The following is a 25,010-nucleotide window of genomic DNA, read 5'->3' as shown; positions in this document are numbered from 1 at the left end:
GATCGCACCGTTCCGGTCTGAAGATAGGGTTGCTGGCACATAGGCCGACTCTCTCCTGAGCACATGCTGTGTCCTGTTTCAACGCGAACCGCAACGCTGCTGTTGCCAGCAGTCATAGCGCCACTGCCAGGGCGGCACGGGGTCAGCATCGGCCCACAGGCCGCGTCGCGCCTGTTGTGCCTGGCGCTCGACCGTGCGCAGGCTGTCATCGCGCAGGTGACGTCCCCGGCCCTGCATGTTAGCCCAGGCCCAGCCCGCTTCGACCATGCGGGCGTTGTAGGTCTGCCGACCCGCATTGTCCTCCAGCAGATCGCATACGTCGCGACCATATTGGTCAGTCTCGTAACACCTCAGGTCCAGCGTGCGTCCCTGCACCAGACTGCGCAGCGCATCCGCCGCCGCCCGGCCATGCGGCTGGCCCGGACGACCATCGCTGCCGGTCTCGGGCGCATCGATACTGGCCAGACGGACACGGTGTCGCGCCGTACCTGCACGCAATGTTACGGTATCGCCATCCGCGACATTCACGATTTCGCCATGCAGCATATAGGTATCCGCTGCCGGAATATGGCCTTCGCGCCGCGTGGTCTGGTTTTCTACGGCAGGCTGTCTTGCTGGCTCAGGCACATTTTGTGACTGCAGCGACCACCATGCCAGCACGGCCAGCGCGGCACTGATCAGCAACCGCCAGGTGCGGGGCGACCTCATTTCGCCTCCTGTCTGCGGCCTGCATCCAGCACCAGCAGCGTTATCACACCTGCCGTAATGCCCCAGAAGGCCGAACCGATACCGAACAGCGAAATCCCCGAAGCCGTCAGGATGAATGTCACCAGCGCCGCCTCGCGCTGGCGGGCATCCGTCATCGCGGTCGCCAGACCGCTGCCGATGGTATTGAGCAACGCCAGACCGGCCAGCGCCAGTACCAGTTCCTCAGGAAAGGCAGCCAGCAGGCTGCCCACCGTGCCGCCATACAGCCCCATCACCAGATAGAATCCCCCTGCCGCAACCGCCGCCACATAGCGACGCGCCGGCGACGCATGCGCGTCCGGCCCCATGCACAGCGCCGCCGTGATGGCAGCCAGCACAATGGCAAAGCCCCCGAACGGTGCCAGTACCAGTGTGGTCAATGCCGTCCAGGTCACCAGTTGCGACACCGGCGCAGGGTAGCCCGACGCCCGGATGGTGACGATGCCCGGTACATATTGCGACGCCATGTTGACGATGAACAGCGGCACGGCCAGGCCGATCAGGTTGCCCAGGCTGAATTCCGGTACCGTCAGCACGGGTGTGGTCAGCGCGAATGTCACGCCTTCGAAATGCAACAATCCCTGTGCCCCCGCCATGCCCATGCCCAATGCCAACACACCCGGCACGGCATAGCGTGGCCACCAGCGCCGTCCTGCCAGATAGATCGCGAACATCGACAGCACCAGCACGAACTGGCTTTCCAGAGCCAGGAAACCCTTGATGCTGAACCGCAGCAGGATGCCCGCCAGCATGGCCGCCGCCAGGGCCGACGAAATACGCGCCAGCAAGCGTTCGAACCAGCCCGTGATACCGACCAGCAATGTCAGCACGGCCGTCATGATGAACACACCGGTGGCTTCCGGCATCGTCAGGCCAGCCGCGCTGGTCGCCAGCAAGGCAGCCCCGGGCGTGGACCAGGCCGTGACCACCGGCTGGCGATAGCGCAACGACAGGCCAATGCAGGTCAGCGCCGAACCGATGCCCAGCGCCCACATCCACGATGCCACTTCGGCCGGCCCCGCACCACTGGCACGGGCCGCCTGGAATACCACCACCACGGAGCTGGTGTAGCCCACCAGCACCGTCACGAAGCCGGCCACCAGGGCCGATCCCGAAAAATCCTTGAGCAGTCGCATTTGTTTTTATGTATCAGGCTGGGCAGATGCCGTCATCCGCCGACCGGACGATTGTACGGGCAAGGCAGGTTGATTTTCCATGCTGGCACAGGCGCGTTTACCCTGAAAACCGTGCTGGGCAGATCGTAAAATCACTGATTGGCGAGATATCCAGCCTCCTCTGCTCCATGCCCTAAACAAGACACTGTCACTCAAGATGAAAACAGACTGTATCTTCTGCCAGATTGCCAACCGGCAGGCACCCTCGCATATCCTGTGGGAAGATGACACTCACATGGCCATTCTCTCGATCTATCCCAACACACCGGGATTTTCGGTGGTTCTCTCCAAGAGGCACCGCCCAAGCTATATCTTCGAACTCGAGGATCAGGAAATAGCCGACCTCATGAAAGCCGCCCGCCATGTCGCCAAGATGCTGGATGCCGCATTTGATGACGTGGGTAGAACCGGCTGCATGATGGAAGGCTTTGGGGTCGATCATGCCCATGTGAAGCTGTTCCCCATGCATGGCACCAAAGGAAGCTGGCGGCAAAGGAACTCCGACATGAAAAAGTATTTCGAACAATACGAAGGCTACATCTCATCACATGATTGTGCTCGTGCCGACGACGCCGAACTAGCGAAGCTGGCGCAGCATATCCGCAAACATGACACGCTCATACGTTCCGGGCACACAGAGCATCCCTGACCAATCATGCGTACGATTACAGAATCCCAGTTCAATCAACTGACTCTGGCTGATAACGCTGTCACAACAATGCAGATATCACCTGACGGGATGAAAATAACCATCGCCGTGGATGGAGGAGCCTTCTCCACGCAGGATGGGAAACATCAACACTTCAACGTATTCTTGCTGCAGGCAACATCAAAAAGCCAAATAGAATCCAGAATCTACGATCACATCAACAAGCAATGGCTGCGCAATGAGACACATGACACCCTTGAAACCATATGCGAAATCACATCCGACAATGACATCATCCTGAGCGGCTTTGGTCGGGATACCGGCATGTGGCTGACATTTATTGTTCCGAAGCCTATCACTGTGACTGCAACCCTGGAGGGATTGGCCCTCCCCCAGCAGGGACTCTACAACCCTTCCGCGCATTAATTAACAAGCAGACCCCATTCATTTCAATTCAAAAAAATATTCAATAAATGAATTGAAATCAGCCCACTGCGGATAGAAATCTCCATTCAAAAATCCAACCAACCTCTCCCCAACCTCCAACTCAACGACCTCCCCGGTTTTTCTATTATAAAAATAACCACCACCACCGTCAAAACCATCCAGCGGAATATACTCAACAGGCAACCCCAGACCCTCATGCGTCGACTTAATATTCAATTGATAATCCGTATTCAAAACAAACCAACACAGCTGATAAATACTCCCCCTTCCACTGAAATTCGTTCCACTCTCTGCATGCAAGTAAAAACAAGCCATATCTGATTCAAGATCCACACCCAACGACAACAAAGCACTTTCGTATGCTTCCGTCGAATCATCAAACCACCATCCATTTTCCTGCAGGTAGGATTTCACTTTAACTGACACCATAACACCACCCTCATATTTTCTGGAAAACTGCACATTCGGCAAAAATTACCTAAAAACACGCAATTATTTTTTCATAATACAGAAAACACAACCAAGCGACAGAGAGACTTCGCCCCCCCAAAAGCTTTGCTCGACTCATTTCAGCCCGAAATCCCCGCTGTTAAAATAATCCGTTTCCTATACACTACACATTTACCTACAGACGGGCTTACGCCCCTATCTCTGTCCATGACCACCCTCATCCTGGCATCCAGTTCTCCCTATCGTCGTGAACTGCTTGAGCGCCTGCGCGTGCCCTTTACCGTCGTGTCCCCGGATGTCGATGAAACCCCCACGCCTGGCGAAGCGCCTGCCGAGCTGGCACTGCGTCTGGCTGTCGCCAAGGCGCAGGCCGTAGCGGCCCGCCACCCTGGCGCGCTGGTCATCGGTTCGGACCAGGTTGCCACGCTGGGCACAGCCCCCATCGGCAAGCCCGGAGGCCATGCGCAGGCCGTTGCCCAGTTGCGCCGCCTGTCCGGCCAGACTGTCGTATTTCACAGCGCTTTGGCGCTCACCGATGGCAGCCGCACCGAATCGGCCGACATTCTGACAACCTGCCGCTTCCGCACGCTCGACGATGCGAGCATCGAGCACTATCTGAGCATCGACCGCCCCTATGACACGGCTGGCAGCGCCAAAGCCGAAAGCCTCGGCATCAGCCTGATGGAAGCCATGGACAGCAGCGATCCGACTGCGATCATCGGCCTGCCGCTGATCGAACTGTCACGCATGCTGCGCAGCTTCGGGCTGGATCCGCTCAAGCCTGGCCAGCCAACTCCCCTGTCTGGCTCATCGATCGCCTCCTCCGAACAAGAGAGCGTCCCCGCATGAGTACGGTCAGCAACAGCACGACAAACACCGCCCGCCAGCAGGGACATCTGCACCTCATCCCCGTTTCCCTGGGCGAGGGCGTCCCGTCATCGCTGTGGTTGCCAGAAGATGTGCGTACCCTGGCCGCGCGGCTCGACTGCTACATCGCGGAAAACGCCAAGACGGCACGCGCCTTCCTCAAAGCCATCGGCACCGATACGCCCCTGCAGGAAATCACCATCCATGTGCTGGACCGCAAGGCCAGCGAAGCAGACATGCACCGCTGGCTGCAGCGCGCGCGTGATGGCGGCGAGATTGGCCTGGTGTCCGAGGCCGGTTGCCCGGCCGTGGCCGATCCCGGGGCGCACGTGGTGCGCATCGCCCACACGCTCGGCATACGCGTCTGCCCCTGGACCGGACCGTCGTCCATTCTGCTGGCGCTGATGGCCAGCGGCCTGGATGGACAGCGGTTCGCTTTCCACGGCTATGCACCGGTGGCACCCACCGAACGCGCAGCCCAGCTCAGGCAATGGGAGCAGGCATCAGCCCGCCAGCAACAGACGCAGATCATGATCGAAACGCCCTACCGCAATACGGCCTTCTTCAAGACGCTGCTCGACACACTCAAAGGCAGCACCCGACTGTGTGTGGCGCGCTCGGTCACCACGCCCGATGAATCCATCCAGACGCGCACCATCAGCGACTGGAAACAGTCGCCAGCCCCCGATCTGGACAAGCAGCCCACACTGTTCCTCTTTCTGGCCTGATATCGAACCTGCCGGCAACAGCATGAGCTACATCGATTCCTTTGATCATGAATACATTGGTCAACTGGGCTACCTGCCCATTTATCGGCCACTGGAAGTCATTCATGGAGAGGGCTGGGGCGGTTATGACTTCAGCGCCACGCCTGACAATCTTGTGCTGGGCGGTGGCAGCGGCGAACACCCTGCCCTTGTTCTGCACCGGCTCGAAGCACTGGCCGTACGCTTCCTGTACGATCAGATCACAGAGGATGAAGCACAGACACTTGAACAGGCAGACAGAGCATATCTGGACGATCTTTATTTTTCAGACCGTACTCTGGAGTTTTGCCAGTGGAATGTCCGGCACTATGCCGATCTGCAGAAAATGGCAGAAAGCAGCAGTTTCCTCAACCCGCTTTCCCAGGATCAGTCTGTCGAGCAATGGCTCGCACAGTCCATGGGCGAACTGATCCATTACGCCTTGCCCGACCTGAATCCGGACCACCAGAAGCAAGCCAGGGTCCTGGCACGCTTCGACATCCGGCCGACCATGCGCAATGTGGCGATTGTGCCACCAGGCTATCCCAGTTGCGGCGGGCGAACCGTCGAAAACGGCCGGATGAAATGGGGCAGACACCGCTGGTAGCGGTACCAGACATCTTGGCATCCCATCGCCATGCATCCGCCGTGGCAGCAGAGTCCATTTATCTCTATTTTTCACACGTTGTTGTCAAAATGTGACCATGACGCTTCGGGTCTGCGCATACACTCCGATCCGCAACGCCTTGCCCAGGCGACGTGCACTGAATACGCATAGAAAGCACACCACACTCATCAGGAATTACGCCGTCATGCCCTCGCAGCCAACGTGGACCCTCAAGAACAAACTCAGTGCGCTGATCATATTTTTCATTGCCACGCTGGTGCTCATCGGCATTCTGGCCATGCAACAACTGTGGCATGTCAGTGCCCAGCAGCGCGTCATGTACACCGACACCGTCACACCCGTGCGCGTCCTGATGGATGCCGCCCGCCAGGGCGCAACCCATTTCCGCCGCATGTATGTCTACATCTGGCAAACGGATCCCCAGGCACGCGCATCCGAACTCAAACTCAACGCCGAGTCAGAAAAAACCATCTTTGAAGCCCGGGACATCCTGCTGGCCAATAAAGACGATGCCCAGCTGCGTGATCTGGGCACCAAACTGGCCGACACCTGGACACAGTACCAGCAAGCCGTCTCTGTCGTTCAAAAAATGGCTGACCAGGCAGATCCGACCGCGATGGAAGTCTTGCATAAAGACTCGGCCCGCCTGCATGTTGCCGTACGAACCATCCTGATGGATGCCGCCAAACGGCAGGAAGAACTGGCTCGCCAGAATATTGAACAATCCGCGCAGGCTGTGGAACGCACCTTCTGGCTGCTGACTTCGCTCATCATTCTGTGCGCAGGCGTCAGTTGCGCCCTGGGCTTCTGGCTGGTGCGCACCATTACGCGCCAGTTGGGTGGTGAGCCGACCTATGCTGCCGAAATTGCCCAGGAAGTAGCCAAGGGCAACCTGGCCGTCCGGGTACAGTTGCAATCCACGGACACCAACAGTGTTCTGGCCAACATGGAAGCCATGCGTGCCAGGCTGGCCGAACTGGTTCGTCAGGTACGCCATGCCAGCGAATCGATTGCCACCGGCTCGTCGCAAATCGCCAGTGGCAATGCCGATCTGAGCCAGCGTACCGAAGAACAGGCGTCCAGCCTGGAGCAGACGGCGGCCTCGATGGAAGAAATGAATGCCACCGTACGGCAGAACCTGGATGCCGTACAGTCAGCCTCGACGCTGGCGCGCTCTGTCCACGAAACGGCAGCGCAAGGCGGCACGGTCATGGAAAATGTCGTCAGCACCATGGAGTCGATCAAGACCAGTTCCCGCAAAGTGGAAGACATCGTGGGCGTCATTGACTCCATCGCCTTCCAGACCAACATCCTGGCATTGAATGCAGCGGTAGAAGCGGCACGCGCCGGCGAGCAGGGACGCGGCTTTGCCGTGGTCGCCAGCGAAGTGCGGGGCCTGGCCCAGCGCAGCGCACAGGCAGCCAAGGAAATCAAGCACCTGATCGGCACCAGCGTCGACGAAGTCAGCAAAGGATCAGCGCTTGTCAGCGCAGCCGGCACCACGATGGCCGAGATGGTGGATGGTGTGCGCAAGGTGGCAGAACTGATCGGCGAAATCGGCACGGCGGCCCAGGAACAGGTACAAGGCATCTCCCAGGTCGGCGATGCCGTCAACCAGTTGGATCAGGTCACTCAGCAAAACGCCGCACTGGTGGAGGAATCCGCTGCCGCAGCGGCGAGTCTGAACGATCAGGCTGGCACACTGGTGCAATTGGTCAGTGTGTTCAACCTTGGCGATACGGCCGGACACGCACAGCCGTCTTTGTCATACAGGCCGGCCATACGTCAGCTCTCGCACTGATTTCAGGAAAACCAATAATCATGCATCCGCCGCAGAAATGCGGCGTCTATCGGATAGCCCGAGGCAGATCCGATCACGGAATCGATTCCGCATTCCGGGCAAAAGGCACAGGTATCGCCATCGGTCCATTCCACGATCGCCGATGGCGCAAATACCTTGCAGCAATGGAAACAGCCACAGGACTGGCTGTTGAGCAGTTCTTCCCTATGCCGTGAAGAGTGCTTGTGCGCAGCGCGGAGCGCCGGATCGACTTCTTTCATTCGGTTTTCCTTTTTCATTCAGCTTTCCGCATTCCAGGTGAAGCAATCATCATCACACTTGTAATAGCGCCGGACATGGTCGAATACCTGCTGCAACTGAGCAAAGACTTCGCCAAACTGCTGCCGGAACATACCGCTGTTGCGCCAGATCAGCCGCACCGGCATTTCTTCAGGTGCCAGCGGCACCAGGAAGTCGTACAGCGCATCGGGATTGCGGCCAAAATAGGGACCAAAATCGAACACCCTGGCCAGATGGTCGTATACATCTGCCGGCGTCCTGTGGATCGCGCCATCAAGAATGACGGTTTTCATGCAGCCTCGGGCGCAGCCAGCCGCGCAATTCGACCACGTCATTGACCAGGCCGACATGTGCTGCACGGTTCAACTCCTCCGGCGGATGTGCGCCATAGGTCACACCCAGCCCGTGCACGCCGGCATTGGCGGCCATGTTCAGATCGTGGGTCGTGTCCCCGATCATCAGAACCTGTTCGGGCGGCACCATCAACTCGTCCATCAGCTCGAACAACATGGCCGGGTTCGGCTTGCTGTGCGTCTCATCGGCACAGCGGGTTGCGGCAAAGTGGCCTTCCAGCCCGGTAGCCGCCAGGGCGCGGCTCAGGCCGAGACGGCTCTTGCCGGTCGCCACTGCAGTCTGCACGCCGGCACCGCTCAGGGTACCCAGCAGGCCATGCACCCCCTCGAACAGTTTGAGTTCATGGTCACGCAGCAGATAATGCACCCGATAGCGCTCGATGAAGCGCGGCAGCATGTCCTGCGACAGCTCCGGCACCACGCGCTGCAAGGCCTGGTCAAGTGACAGGCCGATCACCCAGCTGGCGATGGCGTCGGAGGGAACAGGCAGATCCAGGTCGGCACAGGCCTTCTGGATTGAAGAGACGATGCTGTGGGTGGAATCCATCAGCGTGCCGTCCCAGTCGAAAATGATCAGCGAGTAACGGCGGCCATCATCCGCCAGCGTATGGGTCATGCAATCTCTCCCTGTTGCTGTGCCAGCCGTGCCAGCAGTTCGGTGCAGGCCGACGGCAGTGGTGCTTCCAGCGTCAGCGGCTCGCCACTGACGGGATGCGGTATCTCGAGCAGACGCGCATGCAGGAACATCCTGCCGAAACCCTGCGCTGCAAACAGCGCGCGCGTCTCGTCACGCCCATACTTGTCATCCCCCACCAACGGAAAACCGCTGCTGGCCAGGTGCACCCGTATCTGGTGAGTGCGGCCGGTCCGCAGTTCGGCATCAACCAGACTGTACTCGCCGAAGCGCTGCACTTTTGTGACGATCGTATGCGCCTGTACGCCGTCTTCGTCGACCTTGACCCGCCGCTCGCCGCTGCGGGTCGTCCATTTGAGCAGCGGCAGGCGGATATGCTGCCGGTCATTGCGCCAATCGCCCTCGACCAGCGCATAGTAATGCTTGCGGCCTCGCCCTTCGCGCATCATGGCGTGCAGCGCCAGCAGCGCGGCACGGCGCTTGCCGAGGATCAGCAGCCCTGAGGTATCGCGGTCGAGCCGGTGCGCCAACTCCAGGAATTTCTGCTGGGGCCGCGCCGCACGCAGTTGCTCGATCACGCCGAACGACACACCGCTGCCGCCATGCACCGCCACGCCGGCTGGCTTGTCGATCACCAGCATGTGCTCGTCCTCGTAGACCACCGGGAACTCGGCCCCCGGCACCCATTCGTCCGGGTCGCGGTCGGCCATGCGCATCGGGGGGATCCGCACCGTCTGCCCTTCGGCCAAACGACTCTCGGCCTGACAGCGACGCCCATCGATACGCACCTGACCACTGCGGATCGCCTTGTATATATGGCTTTTGGGAACGCCCTTGCACAGCCGCACCAGAAAATTGTCGAGGCGCTGGCCCTCGTGGCCGGCATCGATTTCCACCATCCGGACCGTGCTCGCGTGATTATCTTTGCGCATGAAGAAAAGAAGCTATAATCGGGACAGCCTTAAAGGGCTGAGTGAACCCGCTCGACGTAGAGACAAAGCACCTCCGCTCGCGGCATATACAACGCCGCCTCCGCAGACTGCACTATTTCCGTCAAGCGTGCTGGCCGCTATTGTACCCTCAAGGGTTCCGCCTGCTCCTCAACCCCTGGGCCATCCGGTACTCAGTGCAATCCTGGACTGCCGAAGCGTGTCACCCCGTTTGGCGACCGCATCGCCCGTTTTGTATCACTGTGATCGGTTTGGAATTTCGAGGAAACATTACTTGACCTGCAACAGACGCACCTCGCTACCCTTTGCGTCTGTCGGCCACAGAAAACATTCTTGTTGAGACATAGACAATGAACCACCTGCTGACCGCCCCACGCCCTCCGGGGAAGGACGTGCCTGCTCGCTGAGTCGCAGGCCCATCCGGCCTGGTTTCCACGTTCTTTCAGCCGTACCGAATGGTCCGAGGCATGCATGGCGCCAAATCCAGGCGCATGTTGACCACGGAGAAACCCATTCATGAAACGCATGCTGTTTAATGCAACGCACCAGGAAGAACTGCGCGTTGCCATTGTCGACGGTCAAAAGCTGGTAGACCTCGACATCGAAACTGCCGGCCGCGAACAGCGCAAAGGCAACATCTACAAAGGTTCCATCACCCGGATCGAACCAGGTCTTGAGGCCTGCTTCGTCAATTACGGCGAAGACCGCCACGGTTTCCTGCCCTTCAAGGAAGTCGCCCGCGCCTATTTCAAGGAAGGCGTGGATGTACGCACCGCCCGCATCCAGGACGCCCTGTACGAGGGCCAGGAACTGATCGTTCAGGTCGAAAAGGAAGAGCGCGGCAACAAGGGCGCGGCCCTGACCACCTTCATCTCACTGGCGGGCCGCTATCTGGTCCTGATGCCCAACAACCCCCGTGGCGGTGGTGTATCGCGCCGTGTCGAGGGCGAGGAGCGCCAGGAACTGCGCGAGGCCATGGACCAGCTCAAAGTGCCGCAGGGCATGAGCATCATTGCCCGCACCGCAGGCATCGGCCGCAATGCCGAAGAGCTTCAGTGGGACCTGTCCTACCTGCAGCAACTCTGGGAAGCCATCGACGGTGCCGCCCGCGACAATCCTGCACCGGTACTGATCTACCTTGAGTCAAGCCTGGTCATTCGCGCCATCCGTGATTACTTCTCGCCCGAGATCGGCGAAATCCTGATCGATACGGATGATATCGCCGACCAGGCGACTGCCTTCATGAGCGTCGTGATGCCGGACAACGTCCAGCGCGTCAAACGCTACCGCGAAGACATCCCCCTCTTCTCGCGCTTCCAGATCGAACACCAGATCGAAACTGCCTATTCGCGCACGGTACAGCTGCCGTCGGGCGGCGCCATCGTGATCGATCATACCGAGGCATTGGTTTCCATCGACGTCAACTCGGCCCGCTCCACGCGCGGTGCCGACATCGAAGACACAGCCCTGCGCACCAACCTTGAAGCGTCCGACGAAGTCGCCCGCCAGTTGCGCCTGCGCGATCTGGGCGGTCTGATCGTGATCGACTTCATCGACATGGAAGACAGCAAGAACCAGCGCGCCGTCGAACAGCGCCTGCGTGAAGCGCTGCACCTTGATCGTGCTCGCGTACAGATCGGCAAGATCTCGCGCTTCGGCCTGATGGAGTTGTCACGCCAGCGGCTGCGCCCGGCCCTCAACGAGGGCTCGCACATCTCCTGCCCGCGCTGCAACGGCACCGGCGTGATCCGCGATACCGAATCCTCGGCACTGCACATCCTGCGTCTGCTGCAGGAAGAGGCCATGAAGGAAAACACTGCGGCCGTACATGCCCAGGTGCCGGTCGACGTGGCCGCCTTCCTGCTCAACGAAAAGCGTGCCGACATCGCCAAGGTCGAAACCCGCCTCAAGGTCAACCTGCTGCTGATCCCCAATCGCCATCTCGAAACGCCGCACCATCACATCGAACGGTTGCGCCACGACGATCCGCGCCTGGAAGATCCCAAGTCCAGCTTCCAGCTGGTACAGGCCCCGGAAGAAAACGAGCCGGGCTGGACCGCTGCCGCCAAAGAAGCACAAAATCGTCCCGAAGCGCTGGTCAAGGGCATCACGCCGGCCCAGCCCGCCCCGGTTTCCTCTCCCTCTACGGCCAGGAAACCTGCCGCCGGCGAACGCCAGGCCGCAGCGGCCGCCACATCCGGTGGCGGATTGATCGGTTTCATCAAGCGCCTGTTCGGCCTGGGTGTTTCCGAAGATGCCGCACCAGCCAAGAGCAACGCTGCTGCCGGTGAAAACGGCAATCGCGAGCGCCAGCAAGGTCGCAAGCGTGGCGACCAGTCACGTCAGCGTGATCGCCAGGGCGGTGGCGAAGGTCGCAACAGGCAACAGCGCGGCGAACGCCGCAATGGTGACGAAGCCCGTACAGAAGAAGGCGCACGCAACACGCGTGGTGGCCGTCGCAACGAAGGCGAACGCAAACAGGCTGCCCCCCAGGCAGCAGACAATGCCCGATCTGTCGAAGCAGCCTCGTTGTCCGTCGCTGCAGCAGAAGACACGGCGCAACAGGAGCAACGTGCCGGTCGTGGTCGTCGCCGCAACAACCGCAGCCGTACCGGTCGCGACGACCAGAATGGCACCGAGACCGAAGTGACCGACCTGGAAAGCGGCGCAGCCGTCGCACCTGCTGCGGATCAAACTCAGCTCAACAGCCCGGCTGTCGATACCGCCAACAGCCAGGATGAGGACGAGAATACCGATCTGACCGTCCAGGGCGAAGAAGCCGAAGGAACTGCCGATACCGAGCGCAAGCGCCGCCGCCGTCGCGGTCGCCGCAGCCGTCGAGGCACGGATGAAAACGGCAGCGAAAACCTGCAAGGCGAAGAGGCTGGAGAAAACGCCGATGCGGCCGACCAAGTCGTCGCGACAGACGCCACTATCAGCGCACCTGTAACGCTTGCGACCGTCGAAACCCAGGCTGCAGAAACGCCGATGCCCGCCATCGTGGCAGCACCTCAGGTTGAAGAGCAATCGACGATCGTCACCGAAGTGGCTGCCGAGCCTGCCGAACAACCTGCCGTGCAGGCACCGGTCGAGCAAGTGCCTGCAGCACCCGCAGCGGCATCTGAACCGGTTGTCACCGAAGCAGAGCAAGCTGCAGAAGTGGTTGTCGTACAGGCAGAGGTGCCTGCCCCCGCAGTCGACAGTGCTGCCCCGGCAGCGGCAGAAGCCGCCGCGCCGGTCGCACCGGCCGTCACGGTCGAGGAAACTGCACCGGCACAGCCCGTGTCGGCCGACCCGATCGTGGTACCCGCACCGGTTCGGCACGCTGCCGGCGAAAGCCTGACCACCGTTGTCCAGGCTGCCGGCCTGCAATGGGTCGAGACTCAGCCCGAACGCCTGTCGGCCGTACAGGCCCAGATCGCCAGCCAGCCCGCCAAGGCCCGCCTGGGTCGCATCATTCCGGCCTCCCCCAAGGTCGATGCGGCACCGCTGGTTCAGGTTGAAACCCAACGCTGAAACGCACCAGACCTGATGGTCTGAAAAAAACCGCCCCGATAAGAATTTATCGGGGCGGTTTTTTATTACGCCATGACGTCAGTGCCGGACTTGGGTAGACTACAGCACTTTTTCAATCATATTCGCCAGGTACGGCAACACCCTTGACCCATCTCGATAGACCCGACTCCACCCTTGATATCACTGATGCCTATTCGTTAGAAGTCAACGCGAAGGACATTCCTGCGCTGACCGCAGCCGCATCCCGAATATTGCCCACATCCACAATTTCCATTCCCTACCTGCCTGGCCAGGACAACAAGGTACGACTGGCCGCAGCGCAGGCCGTGCATCAACTCGGCTTTGAAGCCATGCCACACCTTGCGGCACGCCGCATTGCCTCGCTCACAGAACTTGAATTATTCATCATGCGCGCAACCGCCGAAGCGGGCGTCAAGCGTTGTCTGGTGATTGCTGGAGACCCACCCAACCCGATGGGGCCGTTTCCAGACAGCTTATCGCTGATCGAAACAGGCGTCTTCGAGCGTTCTGGCATTGAAGTCATAGGCGTGGGAGGGCATCCAGAAGACCATCCGGCCATGAGCCCGTCCGCTCGCTGGGATGTGCTTGACCGCAAATGCCGCAGCATTGTCATGCACGGCATGACGCCTTTGATCATCACGCAGTTTGCATTCGATGCCGACATCGTGCTGACTTGGCTGAAAGCATTGCGCGAGCGTGGCCTCGATCATCCCGTGCGGATCGGCGTACCTGGCCCGGCAGGCATCGCGGTGCTGATGCGTTATGCCGCACTGTGCGGCGTCAGCGCGTGCGCATCGATGTGGTCCAAGTATGGTATTTCAATGGGCAAGCTGCTCGGAACGGCGGGCCCTGATCTTTTTGTGGATCGCCTGACCGCCGGCCTGACAGAAGCACATGGAAAGGTGAACCTGCATTTCTTTCCATTCGGAGGCATCTCGCAGTCTGCAAGATGGATAGAGCAGTACCGCTCTCGCAAACACGAAGCGGCACGCTGACACCGGAACACGGCAAAAAAGGCGGACGGCATACAGCAGACCGCCAGGCCACTGCCTCAGACCGAGGCAGCAGCTTACTGGGAAACGACCCCTTCGGGCTGGCGCATCAGCAACGCCAACAGGCGTGCCAGTTCATCGCGCAGCTTGCGCCGGTCCACGATCATGTCGATCGCCCCCTTGTCGAGCAAAAACTCGGCGCGCTGGAAGCCTTCGGGCAGTTTTTCACGCACGGTCTGCTCGATCACGCGTGGGCCGGCAAAGCCGATCAGCGCCTTGGGTTCGGCCACGACCACATCACCCATGAAGGCAAAGCTGGCAGACACGCCGCCCATGGTCGGATCCGTCAACACGCTAATGAAAGGCAGTCCTTTTTCGGCGAGACGCATCAGCATTGCATTGGTTTTGGCCATCTGCATCAGGGATTGCAAACTTTCCTGCATGCGTGCACCGCCCGAAGCCGCCACGCAGATAAATGGCATGCGACCATCAATGGCCGCCTGTACGCCACGCGCAAAACGCTCGCCAACGACCGATCCCATCGAGCCGCCCATGAATTCGAACTCGAAGCAGGCCAACACGACCGGCTGTGTGACAATCGCACCCTGCACCACCACCAGCGCATCGGTTTCACCCGTCTGCTTCATGGCTTCCTGCAGACGCTCGGGATACTTGCGGCTGTCCTTGAACTTGAGGCTGTCGACTGCGCGGGTATTCTGGCCGATCTCGGTACGCCCTTCACGATCCAGCAAGGTATCGATACGGGCACGGGAGCCGATGCGCATGTGATGATCGCATTTCGGGCAGACACGCATGTTTGCCGAAAGATCCTCGTTGTACAGCACGGCCTCGCATGACGGACACTTGACCCACAGGCCTTCGGGCACTCGCTTGCCGGCCCCTTCGTTCTTGTGAATGCGCGGAGGCAAAATCTTGTCTAGCCAACTCATGTTGCGATTCCTGTTGTCAATCTGTTCAGAGCGCGTCGCGCACGGTCTTGAGCCATGCACCTGCGGCCTCGGCAGCCTTTTCGGCCACAGCCGATGGCGCGGCATCCGCCACGGCCTGCTCGATGGTTTCGATCAGCTTGCTGCCGATCACCACGGCATCGGCCACATCGCCGATGCGGGCAGCACTGGCAGCATCGCGGATGCCAAAACCGACCCCGACGGGGATCGTGACATGCTCGCGGATAGCAGCCAGCCGGCGTTCGACGTCGTCGATATCCAGATGGCCTGCGCCAGTAACGCCCTTGAGCGACACATAGTACACATAGCCACGTGCCAGGGCAGCTACCTGGCGAATACGCTGTTCGGCAGAAGTGGGGGCCAGCAGAAAAATCGGTGCAATGCCATGCAGGGCCAGTGCGGCAGTGTAATCAGCACTTTCCTCGGGCGTGTAGTCTACCGTCAGCACACCATCGACACCCGCTTCTGCGGCACGGGCAGCAAACTGCCCCAATCCCATGCGCTCGATCGGATTGGCGTAGCCCATCAGCACCACGGGCGTATTCTGGTCATCGCGGCGAAACGCAGCGACCAGCTCCAGCACCCTGGACAGGTTCATGCCACGATCCAGCGCCCGCTGCGTGGCACGCTGCACGACCGGGCCATCTGCCGAAGGATCGGAGAACGGAACGCCCAGTTCAAGTATGTCAGCCCCATTGGCCACCAGCGCATGCATCAGCGGCACGGTCGCTTCATCGGACGGATCGCCCGCGGCGATGTACGGCACCAGTGCCGCCCGGCGTCGCTCGGCGGCGCGCAGTGCAGCAAAGGTACGATCAATACGATTGTCAGGCTGTGCGCTCATGCCCGCACTCCTTGTCGATACGGAAAATGGTTCATGCTTTTCCTAGAAAACGATACCGCCGCGCTCGGCCACGGTATGGATATCCTTGTCGCCGCGCCCGGACAGATTGACCAGGATGATCTGGTCAGGCGACATGCTGGCTGCCATGCGGCGGGCACACGCAAGGGCATGTGAAGATTCAAGCGCCGGAATGATACCTTCCAGGCGGCAGCAGTCATGGAATGCCGCCAGTGCCTCTGCATCGGTCACGGTCTGGTATTCGGCGCGGCCAATGTCCTTGAGCCAGGCATGCTCCGGCCCCACGCCCGGATAATCCAGGCCGGCCGAGACCGAATGGGTTTCCTGGATCTGGCCATGCGCATCCTGCAGCAGATAGGTGCGATTGCCATGCAGTACGCCCGGCGTACCCAGCGTGAGCGAGGCTGCATGACGCCCGGTCTCGAGCCCGTCACCAGCCGCTTCGACACCGACCAGACGAACAGCATCGTGCGTCAGATAAGGATAGAAAATACCCATCGCATTGGAACCGCCACCCACGGCAGCGACCACGACATCGGGCTGGCGACCAGCTGCCTCGGGCATCTGCACCAACGCCTCGCAGCCGATCACCATCTGGAAATCGCGCACCATGGCCGGATAGGGATGCGGCCCCGCGACCGTGCCGATGATGTAGTAGGTATCCTCGACATTCGTGACCCAGTGGCGCATGGCCTCGTTCATCGCATCCTTGAGGGTGCGCGAACCCGAGTCGACCTCGCAGACCTCGGCACCCAGCAGCTTCATGCGATATACGTTGGCTGCCTGTCGGCGAACATCCTCGCTACCCATGAATACCTTGCACTCCATGCCGAAACGAGCCGCCACGGTGGCCGTGGCCACGCCATGCTGGCCTGCGCCGGTTTCGGCGATGACCTTGCGCTTGCCCATGCGGCGGGCGAGCAAGGCCTGGCCAATACAGTTGTTGACCTTGTGCGCGCCTGTATGATTGAGATCCTCGCGCTTGAACCAGATCTGCGCGCCACCGATCTGCTCCGACCAATGGCGAGCATGATAGACCGGCGAAGGCCGGCCAACGAAATGACGCAGTTCGTATTCGAACTCGGCCACAAAATCGGGATCATCGCGATAGCGGGCGTAGGCATCGCGCAATTCATCCAGTGCATGCACCAGGGTCTCGCCGACGAATACGCCGCCGTATGGCCCAAAGTGCCCGCTGGCATCAGGTTGGTCGTAAGCTGTCATGAGGCTACCTAAAGGAATCGGACATTTTAGCAGTCTGGCCGTTGGCGCGCGATGCCCAGCACCCGTTCCCCCAAAGGGGATTCATCAAAGCAGGATATCGAAGGCCGGCCAGGCCTGAACGTTGACAGCGCATGCGTTCAGGCTCGCACGGCCTCCACCACGTCATGCACCTCGGTCAGCGCAGCCAGTACCTGAGACAGTTGGCTGCCATCGCGTACCTCAACCGTGAACACCATGTGTGCCAGCGAACGCCTGCTCTGGGTATTGACCCCCACGACATTGAGCCGCTGCCTGGCAAACACTTCGGAGAGGTCCCGCAGCAGGCCGGAACGATCCTGCGCCCGCACACTGATGTCGACCGGATACAGTGCATCCTTGCCCTGCCCCCAGGCCACCTCGATGACCCGCTCTGGATGACGCTCGGCGAGTACCGCAAAACTGTGACAGTCCGCACGGTGTATGGACACCCCGCGGCCTCGCGTGACAAAGCCATTGATGGCATCGGGCGGTGCCGGTCGGCAGCAGCGTGCCAATTGCGTCATCAGCGCATCGACCCCGACCACCAGCACACCGCCCTGGGTCGAGGCCGTCTCGCGCCCGGCCGTGCGCCCCGGCTGTGCAAACAGGTCGGCGTCCTCATCTTCTGCCTGCTCGCCCCGTTCCTGTTGCTGGAACAGGTGGTCGAGCTGGCGCAGGCTGAATTCTTCCTTGGCCGCGGCGACATACAGGTCATCGGCACGGGCAAAACCCAGTTGCTGTGCCAGTTGCTCCTGGTTGACGGCGGTCTTGCCCAGCCGCTGCAATTCCTTTTCGACCAGCGCCTGGCCCTGTACGATGCGCTGCTGCAGCTCGATGGCGTTGAACCAGAGCCGCACCTTGGCACGTGCTCGCGGACTGGCCAGAAAACCGGATTGGGGCTTGAGCCAGTCGCGCGAAGGCCCGCCCGACTTGGCGGCAATGATCTCGACCGTTTGCCCGGTCTGCAATTTCGTCAGCAGCGGCACCATCTGGCCATCGACCCGTGCTCCGCGACAACGGTGTCCCAGGTCGGTATGCAGGTGGTAGGCAAAATCCACCGGCGTGGCTCCCTGGGGTAGATCGATCACGCGAGCCTGCGGCGTCAGCACGTAGATGCGCTCATCCTCGACGGCCATCTCGACCTGGGCCTCGGGCCGGCTGCCTTCCTCGTTGCTGACATCGGTGTTCCAGGCCAGCAACTGGCGCATCCAGGCAAGCTGACGGTCATACTGACTCGAAGCCTTGACCTGGCCGCCACGGGCGCCGGCCTCCTTGTAGTGCCAATGCGCCGCCATGCCATACTCGGCAAAATCGTGCATCTCGCGGGTGCGAATCTGCACCTCGAACGGTTTGCCATCCTCGTCATTGACGACGGTATGGAGAGAGCGATAGCCATTGGGCTTGGGCCGCGAGATGTAGTCGTCGAACTGCTCGGGCAAGGGATTCCACATCTCGTGAACCAGCCCCAGCGCCGTATAGCATTCGCGCTCGTCGGCCACGATCACGCGCAACGCCCGCAGGTCGTATAGCTGGGAAAAATCCAGCTTCTTGATGCGCATCTTGTTCCAGATGCTGTAGATATGCTTGGGGCGCCCACTGACATCGGCCTCGATGCCAACCGCCTCCAGCGCCTCGCGCACGCCCTCGACGGCACGCACGATGAATGCCTCGCGCTCGACCCGCTTCTCTTCGAGGCTGGACGCAATCGACTTGTAGCGCACAGGATCGAGCTGGCGAAAGGCCAGGTCCTCGAGTTCCCACTTGAGTTGCCAGATGCCCAGCCGGTTGGCCAACGGCGCATACAGGCTCAGGCTTTCGCGGGCGAACTCGGGCGAACACGGTACTTTGCTGACGGCATGCCAGCGCAGCGTCTGCAGGCGCGAGGCCAGCCGCATCAGCACGATACGCAGATCGGCGGCCATCGCCAGCAGCATCTTGCGCAGCATTTCCTGCTGGTTGCCCGAACGGGCTTCGCTGTCATTGGATTCGCGAGCGATCTGCCCCAACCGGATCAGCGCCTGCGCACCCTGCACCAGCCGCGCTACCTCACCGCCGAATTCGGCGGCGACCGGGTTGTTGCGCAGTGAGCGCGGTTCCATATGCTCGACCGGCAATGCGGCGAGCAGGCCGGCCGTGCGGGTGGCGGCATCAAGCTGCAAACCCGCCAGGATCAGGGCCACGCCAGCACCGTGAGCTGCCAGCCGTTCGCCACTGGCCGCCTGCCTATCATTCAGGCGTGGCAGGATCCAGGCGCGCACCTGGGCCATCAGCGCCTGCCCCTTGTCGTCCAGTTCCTCCGAAACGGCCTGCAACCAGTCCTCATCGAGCAGGGCAGCTGGATCGGCACTCAGGTCGACGGTATCGGTACGGGTGGTTGAAGATACGGGCATGGTTGCAAGCAGAAAACGGCAGAATACCGGACAGAAATAACCAAAATGTCAGGATACCGCGTAATTGTCGTGGTCAGGGTGGCGGCAGGTCAAAGACCTGGCGCAGATAGGCCAGGTAGGCCGGGTCATCACACATGGTTTTTTCCGGCGCATCCGACACCTTGGCAACCGGCTGGCCGTTGCAGCGAATCATTTTCATGACTACCTGCAGCGGCTGATGGCCCAGGTCGTTGGTCAGGTTGGTGCCGATACCGAATGACACCTTGCAGCGCCCGGCAAAGCGCTTGGCCAGTTCGATGGCCAGCGGAAACGTCAGCCCGTCCGAAAAGATCAGTGTCTTGGTACGGGGATCTACCCGATTCTTGCGATAGTGCTCCAGCATGCGCTCGCCCCAGATAAACGGATCTCCCGAATCGTGACGTGCCCCGTCGAAGAGCTTGCAGAAATACATATCGAAATCGCGCAGGAAGGCTTCCATGCCATAAACATCGGACAAGGCAATACCCAGGTCACCTCGATATTCCTTGGCCCAGGTCTCGAGCGCGAACACCTGGGAATCCCGCAGGCGCGGCCCCAGCCCCTGGCAAGCCTGGAGATATTCATGCCCCATGGTGCCCAGCGGCGTGACATTATGCTCACGCGCCAGCCAGACATTGCTGGTACCTGCAAAATGCGGCCCCATCTGATCCTTTAGCACCCGCACGACTTCGGCATGCCAGGCCTTGGAAAAACGGCGGCGCGTACCGTATTCAGCCAGCCTGAATTCTTCGATCTGAGGATCATCGAGCACCAGATGCATTTTGGATTGCAGGCGCTTGCGCCCTTCCTCCCATTCCGAGTCCGGAAAGCGGCTGGTATTTCTGAAATAAACCTCATTAACGATTGCCAATACCGGAATTTCAAAAAGAATCGTATGCAGCCATGGCCCTTTGACGCTGATTGAAATGCCTCCATTATCATCGCTCTCGATAATATCGATTGCCTTTTCCGGTAAATGGAACAGCCTCAGGAAATCAACGAAATCACTTTTGATAAATCGCAAGCCGGAAAGGTAGCGAAGTTCGTCCTCTTCGAAGCGAAGCTGGCATAATGCGCGAACTTCTGCGCGGATTTCGTCGATATAGGGCCGCAGGTCAACACCTGATGTGCGGCACTTGTAGCGGTATTCGACCTGCGCGGCAGGGAACTGATGCAGCACAACCTGCATCATGCTGAATTTGTACAGATCGGTATCGAGAAGCGAAGTAATAATCATATCGTCAGCTGCATATCAAGCGGCCATGGTACAGCACCAGCCCCGAAAGGGGTATCCCTGCCAAAATCCGCCAATTGGGTAAAATTGCACATTGCGGCCAGTGCGGTCGCACTGATTTCGTTGGAGCGCGGCACGGCCGCCGGAGTACCGAACATGACTCATGTCGTCACAGAAAACTGTATCAAATGCAAATATACCGATTGCGTGGACGTTTGTCCGGTCGATTGCTTCAAGGAAGGTCCCAACTTCCTCGTCATCGATCCTGATGAATGCATCGACTGCGCAGTCTGTATCCCGGAGTGCCCGGCCAACGCCATCTTCGCCGAAGAAGATGTGCCCAGCGATCAGGTCCAGTTCATCGCGATCAATGCCGAGCTTTCTCCGTCCTTCCCCACCATCAGCCGTGCCAAGGACTCTCTGCCGGATGCCGACGACTGGAATGGCGTGGGCGACAAGCTCCAGTACCTGGAACGCTGACGCGCGCAGCGCATCGATGCCCGCAGCAAGGATCGGCCCGACATGACGACGCTTCCCGACGAAAAATTCTTCCGCACACCGGTTACGGAGGTTCGTACCTGGGTGCCCGGCAAGCTGTTTTCGCTGCGGGTCGAACGCCAGCCTGGCTTTGTCTTCACGGCCGGTCAGTTCGCCCGCCTCGGCCTGCAGGATCACACCACACCGGAAGAGGCCCCGGCACTCTGGCGTGCCTATTCGATGGTATCGGGCGCAGCCGACCCCTATCTCGAGTTCTATTCGGTCGTCGTGCCCGAAGGGCAGTTCAGCCCGCGCCTGGCCGCCCTGCAGCCAGGTGACATGCTGTGCGTCGATCGCACCCCCTTCGGTTTTCTGACGGCCGACCGGCTGCACCAGAACGGCGATCTCTGGCTGATCGGTACGGGCACGGGTCTGGGCCCCTACCTGTCGATCCTCAAGGAGCAATCGGTCTGGCAGGCTTTCGATCGCATCATCGTGATCCATGGGGTACGCCATGCCGATGAGCTGGCCTATCGCGACACACTCTCGAATCTGGCAGACCAGGTTCCCTGGCGTGACTGGGGCGTAGCCGGCGATGATCGCTTCCTGTACCTGCCCATCGCCACCCGCGAGGCGCTGCCTGGCATGCCCCAGGAACGCCTGACCACGCTGATCGAAAATGGTGGCCTGGCCCGGCTGACAGGTTCCCCACTTGACCCAGAACGTGCCCGCGTCATGCTGTGCGGCAACCCCGACATGATCACGCAAGCCCGCAAGATGCTGAGCGAACGCGGCTTTGCACCGGGTCGACGCGGTGCCCAGGGCAATCTGGCCGTCGAAAACTACTGGTAACCCGCAGGGTGGTGTGCATGCCCCCTGCCTCTCTTTCGCGCATGCTCGAAGAACAGATCAACGCCCTGCTGCCCCAGACGCAATGCACCAAATGCGGCTATGACGGCTGTGCGCCCTATGCCACCGCCCTCGCACGCGGTGAGGCTGCCATCAATCGCTGTCCGCCCGGCGGCGACGCCGGCATTGCGGATCTCGCCAGATTGCTGGACACGCCGGTGCTCCCGCTGGATGAAACGCATGGCAGGCATACGCCCCTGCTGGTCGCCGTCATCGACGAGCAACATTGCATTGGCTGTACGCTGTGTATCCAGGCCTGTCCTGTCGATGCCATCGTCGGTGCCAACAAACGCATGCATACCGTGCTGGCCGACTGGTGTACGGGCTGCGATCTCTGTCTGCCACCCTGTCCGGTCGACTGCATCAGCCTGGTCCCGGCGAGCCGCCCGGCCTGGAACCGCAATGATGCCGAGCAGGCCCGGCTGCGCTACCAGAATCGCCAGACGCGCAAACAACACATGGCAGACAAGGCACCGGCAGCCGTAACGGCTCCCCCCGTTGCCGTGCGCGACGCCGGACACAAGCAGCAAAGCGTGCTGGATGCCCTGGCAAAGGCCAGGGCTCGCCGCGCAGCAGCAGGAAGCACACCATGAATGCAGTCAAGCGTCTCGAAATGTTCCAGCGGCTGAGGGCGGCCAACCCTCACCCGACCACCGAACTCGAGTACGACACCCCCTTCCAGTTGCTGATTGCCGTCATTCTGTCCGCACAGGCAACGGACAAGTCCGTCAATCTGGCGACACGTCGTTTTTTTCTACAACACGGCACGCCGCAGACCCTGTTCGATCTCGGTGAAGAAGGCCTGGCAGAGTACATCAAGACCATTGGCCTGTATCGCACCAAGGCCAGGAATGTGATCGCCACCTGCCGGATGCTGCTTGACCTGCATGGCGGTGAAGTGCCTCGCGAGCGTGAGGCACTGGAAGCCCTGCCCGGTGTCGGCCGCAAGACTGCCAATGTCGTGCTCAACACCGCATTCGGACTGCCGACGATGGCCGTCGATACCCATATTTTCAGGGTCTCGAACCGGACCGGCCTGGCTCCCGGCAAGAACGTCCTCGAGGTCGAGCAGAAACTGCTGCGCAATGTCCCCCGGGAGTTCTTGCTGGATGCCCATCACTGGCTGATCCTGCATGGCCGCTATATCTGCGTGGCACGTACCCCGAAATGCCCGCAGTGCGGCATCAGCGATCTTTGCGACTTCAAGCCCAAGACCGCAGCCTGAACAACTGCCGAGCGGCATACATGCCCCGCCCTTTATGTATGCTCTCGACAGAAATCGCATTAGAATAGTTATGTTATAACATTTCTATTAATATGCCGTACCGGCAGTATGCGCCGTGCATTGCAGCCTGCGACATCCCCTTGCGACACGCCACAACATGACTCCCCACTCAACCCCCGACGGCCGCGTTCGCCTGCCCGTCACGGTACTGTCCGGCTTTCTCGGTGCCGGCAAGACTACCCTGCTGAACCACATTCTGAACAATCGCGAAGGCCGCCGCGTAGCGGTCATCGTCAACGACATGTCCGAAGTCAACATCGATGCCGCGCTGGTGCGCGACGGCGGTGCCAGCCTATCCCGCACGGACGAGAAACTGGTCGAAATGAGCAACGGCTGCATCTGCTGCACGCTGCGCGAAGACCTGTTGCTGGAAGTGACCAGACTGGCCGCCGAAAAGCGCTTCGACCAGTTGGTCATCGAATCGACCGGCATTGCCGAACCCCTGCCGGTGGCTGAGACCTTTACCTTCGAGGACGACCAGGGCCGCAGCCTGAGCGAGATCGCCCGGCTCGATACCATGGTCACCGTCGTCGATGCCTGTAATTTCCTGCGCGACTACGATTCCCATGACAGCCTGCAGAAACGCGGGGAATCGCTGGGGCCGGAAGACGAGCGCACCGTGGTCGATCTGCTTATCGATCAGGTCGAGTTCTGCGACGTCATCGTCCTCAACAAGATCGATCTCATCGACGCCGCATCCTGCAGCCGGCTGCAGGCCATCCTGCAGCGCCTCAACCCGCGTGCCCGCATCGAGATTGCCCGTTTCGGCCAGGTACCGCTGGACCGCATCCTGGATACCGGTCTCTTCAACTTCGATGCGGCCGCCCAGGCACCGGGCTGGCTCAAGGAGTTGCGCGGCGAGCATGTGCCGGAAACCGAAGAGTATGGCATTGCCAGCTTTGTCTACCGGGCACGCCGGCCCTTCCATCCGGGTCGCTTCTTCGAGCTGACACAGGAAAAATGGCCTGGTGTCGTGCGCGCAAAAGGGTTTTTCTGGCTGGCCAGCCATCCTGCCCTGGCGGGCAACTGGTCCCAGGCCGGTGCCATTCTGCGACATGGTGTTGCGGGGCACTGGTGGGCTGCCGTGTCTCCCGAGCGCTGGCCGCAGGACGACGAAAGTCGCCTGCGCATTCTCGAAAAATGGGACAGCAGCGTCGGTGACGCACGCCAGGAACTGGTTCTGATCGGCATGGGCATGGACCAGGCGACCCTGCGGGCCCGGCTGGATCTTTGCCTGCTGGATGACGCCGAGATGGCGCAGGGGCCGATCGCCTGGCAAACATGGCACAATCCCTTTCCTGACTGGCCCTGAGCAGGAGCGGGCCGCTGCACCCCAGGACCGCAGCGACAGGATTGCTGCGAGCCTGTTC

The 25,010-nt window shown here is 60.5% G+C and carries 25 protein-coding genes; 13 read left to right on the top strand and 12 right to left on the bottom strand.

Annotated features, from left to right (window positions below):
* Positions 1-78: 78 nt before the first annotated feature.
* Positions 79-708 (bottom strand): thermonuclease family protein, encoded by a 630-nt coding sequence (locus ABN482_RS04885; RefSeq protein WP_349502928.1) that lies wholly within the window; start codon positions 706-708, stop codon positions 79-81.
* Positions 705-1,883: a benzoate/H(+) symporter BenE family transporter gene (locus tag ABN482_RS04880; RefSeq protein WP_109060632.1), complete on the bottom strand. Its 1,179-nt coding sequence runs from the start codon at positions 1,881-1,883 to the stop codon at positions 705-707. The genes ABN482_RS04885 and ABN482_RS04880 overlap by 4 nt, the downstream gene beginning before the upstream one ends.
* Positions 1,884-2,079: 196 nt before the next feature.
* On the opposite strand from ABN482_RS04880, the gene ABN482_RS04875 reads away from it, so the two are divergent.
* Positions 2,080-2,571, top strand: a complete 492-nt coding sequence (locus tag ABN482_RS04875; protein ID WP_349502927.1) for an HIT family protein — start codon at positions 2,080-2,082, stop codon at positions 2,569-2,571.
* 6 nt (positions 2,572-2,577) lie between these two features.
* Positions 2,578-2,997, top strand: a complete 420-nt coding sequence (locus tag ABN482_RS04870) for a hypothetical protein (protein WP_349502926.1) — start codon at positions 2,578-2,580, stop codon at positions 2,995-2,997.
* A gap of 18 nt (positions 2,998-3,015) precedes the next feature.
* Here the strand turns inward: ABN482_RS04870 and ABN482_RS04865 are convergent, their stop codons facing one another.
* Positions 3,016-3,432 carry a hypothetical protein gene (locus ABN482_RS04865; protein WP_349502925.1) on the bottom strand — a complete coding sequence of 139 codons (417 nt, stop codon included), beginning with the start codon at positions 3,430-3,432 and terminating at the stop codon, positions 3,016-3,018.
* A gap of 243 nt (positions 3,433-3,675) precedes the next feature.
* On the opposite strand from ABN482_RS04865, the gene ABN482_RS04860 reads away from it, so the two are divergent.
* The 4 genes from ABN482_RS04860 to ABN482_RS04845 all read left to right on the top strand — a co-directional run bounded on the left by ABN482_RS04860 (position 3,676) and on the right by ABN482_RS04845 (position 7,510).
* Positions 3,676-4,317, top strand: coding sequence for a Maf family nucleotide pyrophosphatase (locus ABN482_RS04860; RefSeq protein ID WP_349502924.1), 642 nt, complete (start codon positions 3,676-3,678; stop codon positions 4,315-4,317).
* A complete protein-coding gene (locus ABN482_RS04855) occupies positions 4,314-5,063 on the top strand; it encodes an SAM-dependent methyltransferase (protein WP_349502923.1) in 750 nt (249 codons plus the stop codon). Before ABN482_RS04860 ends, ABN482_RS04855 begins: the two co-directional genes overlap by 4 nt.
* Before the next feature lie 22 nt (positions 5,064-5,085).
* Entirely contained in the window at positions 5,086-5,688 is a 603-nt protein-coding gene (locus tag ABN482_RS04850; RefSeq protein ID WP_349502922.1) for a hypothetical protein, read from the top strand.
* A 205-nt stretch (positions 5,689-5,893) separates the two neighbouring features.
* A complete protein-coding gene (locus tag ABN482_RS04845; protein WP_349502921.1) occupies positions 5,894-7,510 on the top strand; it encodes a methyl-accepting chemotaxis protein in 1,617 nt (538 codons plus the stop codon).
* A 2-nt stretch (positions 7,511-7,512) separates the two neighbouring features.
* Here ABN482_RS04845 and ABN482_RS04840 read toward each other — a convergent pair whose 3' ends face one another.
* From ABN482_RS04840 to ABN482_RS04825, 4 genes are read right to left on the bottom strand one after another with little or no spacing between them, the layout of a single operon-like run.
* Positions 7,513-7,770, bottom strand: a complete 258-nt coding sequence (locus ABN482_RS04840; RefSeq protein WP_349502920.1) for a cytoplasmic protein — start codon at positions 7,768-7,770, stop codon at positions 7,513-7,515.
* 18 nt (positions 7,771-7,788) lie between these two features.
* Complete coding sequence (locus ABN482_RS04835) at positions 7,789-8,082, bottom strand: barstar family protein (protein WP_349502919.1); 294 nt, start codon at positions 8,080-8,082, stop codon at positions 7,789-7,791.
* On the bottom strand, positions 8,063-8,758 hold the full coding sequence (locus ABN482_RS04830) for an HAD-IA family hydrolase (RefSeq protein ID WP_349502918.1): 696 nt from the start codon (positions 8,756-8,758) through the stop codon (positions 8,063-8,065). The genes ABN482_RS04835 and ABN482_RS04830 overlap by 20 nt, the downstream gene beginning before the upstream one ends.
* Positions 8,755-9,708: an RluA family pseudouridine synthase gene (locus tag ABN482_RS04825; protein ID WP_349502917.1), complete on the bottom strand. Its 954-nt coding sequence runs from the start codon at positions 9,706-9,708 to the stop codon at positions 8,755-8,757. Before ABN482_RS04825 ends, ABN482_RS04830 begins: the two co-directional genes overlap by 4 nt.
* A gap of 534 nt (positions 9,709-10,242) precedes the next feature.
* Here ABN482_RS04825 and ABN482_RS04820 point away from each other — a divergent pair.
* Together ABN482_RS04820 and ABN482_RS04815 are read left to right on the top strand one after the other, a co-directional pair.
* Entirely contained in the window at positions 10,243-13,242 is a 3,000-nt protein-coding gene (locus tag ABN482_RS04820) for an Rne/Rng family ribonuclease (RefSeq protein WP_349502916.1), read from the top strand.
* Positions 13,243-13,385: 143 nt separating this feature from the next.
* On the top strand, positions 13,386-14,258 hold the full coding sequence (locus ABN482_RS04815) for a methylenetetrahydrofolate reductase (RefSeq protein WP_349502915.1): 873 nt from the start codon (positions 13,386-13,388) through the stop codon (positions 14,256-14,258).
* A 74-nt stretch (positions 14,259-14,332) separates the two neighbouring features.
* Here the strand turns inward: ABN482_RS04815 and accD are convergent, their stop codons facing one another.
* The 5 genes from accD to pncB form a co-directional block, all read right to left on the bottom strand.
* A complete protein-coding gene (gene accD / locus ABN482_RS04810; RefSeq protein WP_349502914.1) occupies positions 14,333-15,205 on the bottom strand; it encodes an acetyl-CoA carboxylase, carboxyltransferase subunit beta in 873 nt (290 codons plus the stop codon).
* Positions 15,206-15,230: 25 nt separating this feature from the next.
* A complete protein-coding gene (trpA, locus tag ABN482_RS04805; RefSeq protein ID WP_349502913.1) occupies positions 15,231-16,067 on the bottom strand; it encodes a tryptophan synthase subunit alpha in 837 nt (278 codons plus the stop codon).
* 42 nt (positions 16,068-16,109) lie between these two features.
* The gene (gene trpB, locus ABN482_RS04800) at positions 16,110-17,309 is read right to left on the bottom strand and encodes a tryptophan synthase subunit beta (RefSeq protein ID WP_349502912.1); all 1,200 of its coding nucleotides are present in this window, start codon (positions 17,307-17,309) and stop codon (positions 16,110-16,112) included.
* 137 nt (positions 17,310-17,446) lie between these two features.
* Complete coding sequence (locus tag ABN482_RS04795) at positions 17,447-19,717, bottom strand: RelA/SpoT family protein (protein WP_349502911.1); 2,271 nt, start codon at positions 19,715-19,717, stop codon at positions 17,447-17,449.
* A gap of 73 nt (positions 19,718-19,790) precedes the next feature.
* Positions 19,791-20,972: a nicotinate phosphoribosyltransferase gene (pncB, locus tag ABN482_RS04790; RefSeq protein ID WP_349502910.1), complete on the bottom strand. Its 1,182-nt coding sequence runs from the start codon at positions 20,970-20,972 to the stop codon at positions 19,791-19,793.
* 153 nt (positions 20,973-21,125) lie between these two features.
* Between pncB and fdxA the strand changes: the two genes are divergently transcribed.
* The 5 genes from fdxA (at position 21,126) to zigA (ending at position 24,952) form a co-directional block, all read left to right on the top strand.
* Positions 21,126-21,449: a ferredoxin FdxA gene (gene fdxA, locus ABN482_RS04785; RefSeq protein ID WP_349502909.1), complete on the top strand. Its 324-nt coding sequence runs from the start codon at positions 21,126-21,128 to the stop codon at positions 21,447-21,449.
* A 42-nt stretch (positions 21,450-21,491) separates the two neighbouring features.
* Entirely contained in the window at positions 21,492-22,298 is an 807-nt protein-coding gene (locus ABN482_RS04780) for a ferredoxin--NADP reductase (RefSeq protein WP_349502908.1), read from the top strand.
* A 17-nt stretch (positions 22,299-22,315) separates the two neighbouring features.
* Positions 22,316-22,948 carry an electron transport complex subunit RsxB gene (gene rsxB / locus ABN482_RS04775; protein WP_349502907.1) on the top strand — a complete coding sequence of 211 codons (633 nt, stop codon included), beginning with the start codon at positions 22,316-22,318 and terminating at the stop codon, positions 22,946-22,948.
* Positions 22,945-23,580 carry an endonuclease III gene (gene nth / locus ABN482_RS04770; RefSeq protein ID WP_349502906.1) on the top strand — a complete coding sequence of 212 codons (636 nt, stop codon included), beginning with the start codon at positions 22,945-22,947 and terminating at the stop codon, positions 23,578-23,580. The genes rsxB and nth overlap by 4 nt, the downstream gene beginning before the upstream one ends.
* Before the next feature lie 157 nt (positions 23,581-23,737).
* The gene (gene zigA / locus ABN482_RS04765) at positions 23,738-24,952 is read left to right on the top strand and encodes a zinc metallochaperone GTPase ZigA (protein ID WP_349502905.1); all 1,215 of its coding nucleotides are present in this window, start codon (positions 23,738-23,740) and stop codon (positions 24,950-24,952) included.
* Positions 24,953-25,010: the final 58 nt, after the last annotated feature.

This window comes from Corticimicrobacter sp., from assembly GCF_040137905.1.
In the GTDB taxonomy this organism is placed as follows: Bacteria; Pseudomonadota; Gammaproteobacteria; order Burkholderiales; family Burkholderiaceae_B; genus Corticimicrobacter.
Note: the sequence above shows the minus strand (reverse complement) of the source record. Positions and strands in the feature narration are given on the sequence as shown.

Coding starts and splice junctions, on each gene's coding strand:
- ABN482_RS04885 (WP_349502928.1), bottom strand. CDS start 708: ATGAGGTCGCCCCGCACCTGGCGGTTGCTGATCAGTGCCGCGCTGGCC.
- ABN482_RS04880 (WP_109060632.1), bottom strand. CDS start 1,883: ATGCGACTGCTCAAGGATTTTTCGGGATCGGCCCTGGTGGCCGGCTTC.
- ABN482_RS04875 (WP_349502927.1), top strand. CDS start 2,080: ATGAAAACAGACTGTATCTTCTGCCAGATTGCCAACCGGCAGGCACCC.
- ABN482_RS04870 (WP_349502926.1), top strand. CDS start 2,578: ATGCGTACGATTACAGAATCCCAGTTCAATCAACTGACTCTGGCTGAT.
- ABN482_RS04860 (WP_349502924.1), top strand. CDS start 3,676: ATGACCACCCTCATCCTGGCATCCAGTTCTCCCTATCGTCGTGAACTG.
- ABN482_RS04855 (WP_349502923.1), top strand. CDS start 4,314: ATGAGTACGGTCAGCAACAGCACGACAAACACCGCCCGCCAGCAGGGA.
- ABN482_RS04850 (WP_349502922.1), top strand. CDS start 5,086: ATGAGCTACATCGATTCCTTTGATCATGAATACATTGGTCAACTGGGC.
- ABN482_RS04845 (WP_349502921.1), top strand. CDS start 5,894: ATGCCCTCGCAGCCAACGTGGACCCTCAAGAACAAACTCAGTGCGCTG.
- ABN482_RS04840 (WP_349502920.1), bottom strand. CDS start 7,770: ATGAAAGAAGTCGATCCGGCGCTCCGCGCTGCGCACAAGCACTCTTCA.
- ABN482_RS04835 (WP_349502919.1), bottom strand. CDS start 8,082: ATGAAAACCGTCATTCTTGATGGCGCGATCCACAGGACGCCGGCAGAT.
- ABN482_RS04830 (WP_349502918.1), bottom strand. CDS start 8,758: ATGACCCATACGCTGGCGGATGATGGCCGCCGTTACTCGCTGATCATT.
- ABN482_RS04825 (WP_349502917.1), bottom strand. CDS start 9,708: ATGCGCAAAGATAATCACGCGAGCACGGTCCGGATGGTGGAAATCGAT.
- ABN482_RS04820 (WP_349502916.1), top strand. CDS start 10,243: ATGAAACGCATGCTGTTTAATGCAACGCACCAGGAAGAACTGCGCGTT.
- accD (WP_349502914.1), bottom strand. CDS start 15,205: ATGAGTTGGCTAGACAAGATTTTGCCTCCGCGCATTCACAAGAACGAA.
- trpA (WP_349502913.1), bottom strand. CDS start 16,067: ATGAGCGCACAGCCTGACAATCGTATTGATCGTACCTTTGCTGCACTG.
- trpB (WP_349502912.1), bottom strand. CDS start 17,309: ATGACAGCTTACGACCAACCTGATGCCAGCGGGCACTTTGGGCCATAC.
- ABN482_RS04795 (WP_349502911.1), bottom strand. CDS start 19,717: ATGCCCGTATCTTCAACCACCCGTACCGATACCGTCGACCTGAGTGCC.
- pncB (WP_349502910.1), bottom strand. CDS start 20,972: ATGATTATTACTTCGCTTCTCGATACCGATCTGTACAAATTCAGCATG.
- fdxA (WP_349502909.1), top strand. CDS start 21,126: ATGACTCATGTCGTCACAGAAAACTGTATCAAATGCAAATATACCGAT.
- ABN482_RS04780 (WP_349502908.1), top strand. CDS start 21,492: ATGACGACGCTTCCCGACGAAAAATTCTTCCGCACACCGGTTACGGAG.
- rsxB (WP_349502907.1), top strand. CDS start 22,316: ATGCCCCCTGCCTCTCTTTCGCGCATGCTCGAAGAACAGATCAACGCC.
- nth (WP_349502906.1), top strand. CDS start 22,945: ATGAATGCAGTCAAGCGTCTCGAAATGTTCCAGCGGCTGAGGGCGGCC.
- zigA (WP_349502905.1), top strand. CDS start 23,738: ATGACTCCCCACTCAACCCCCGACGGCCGCGTTCGCCTGCCCGTCACG.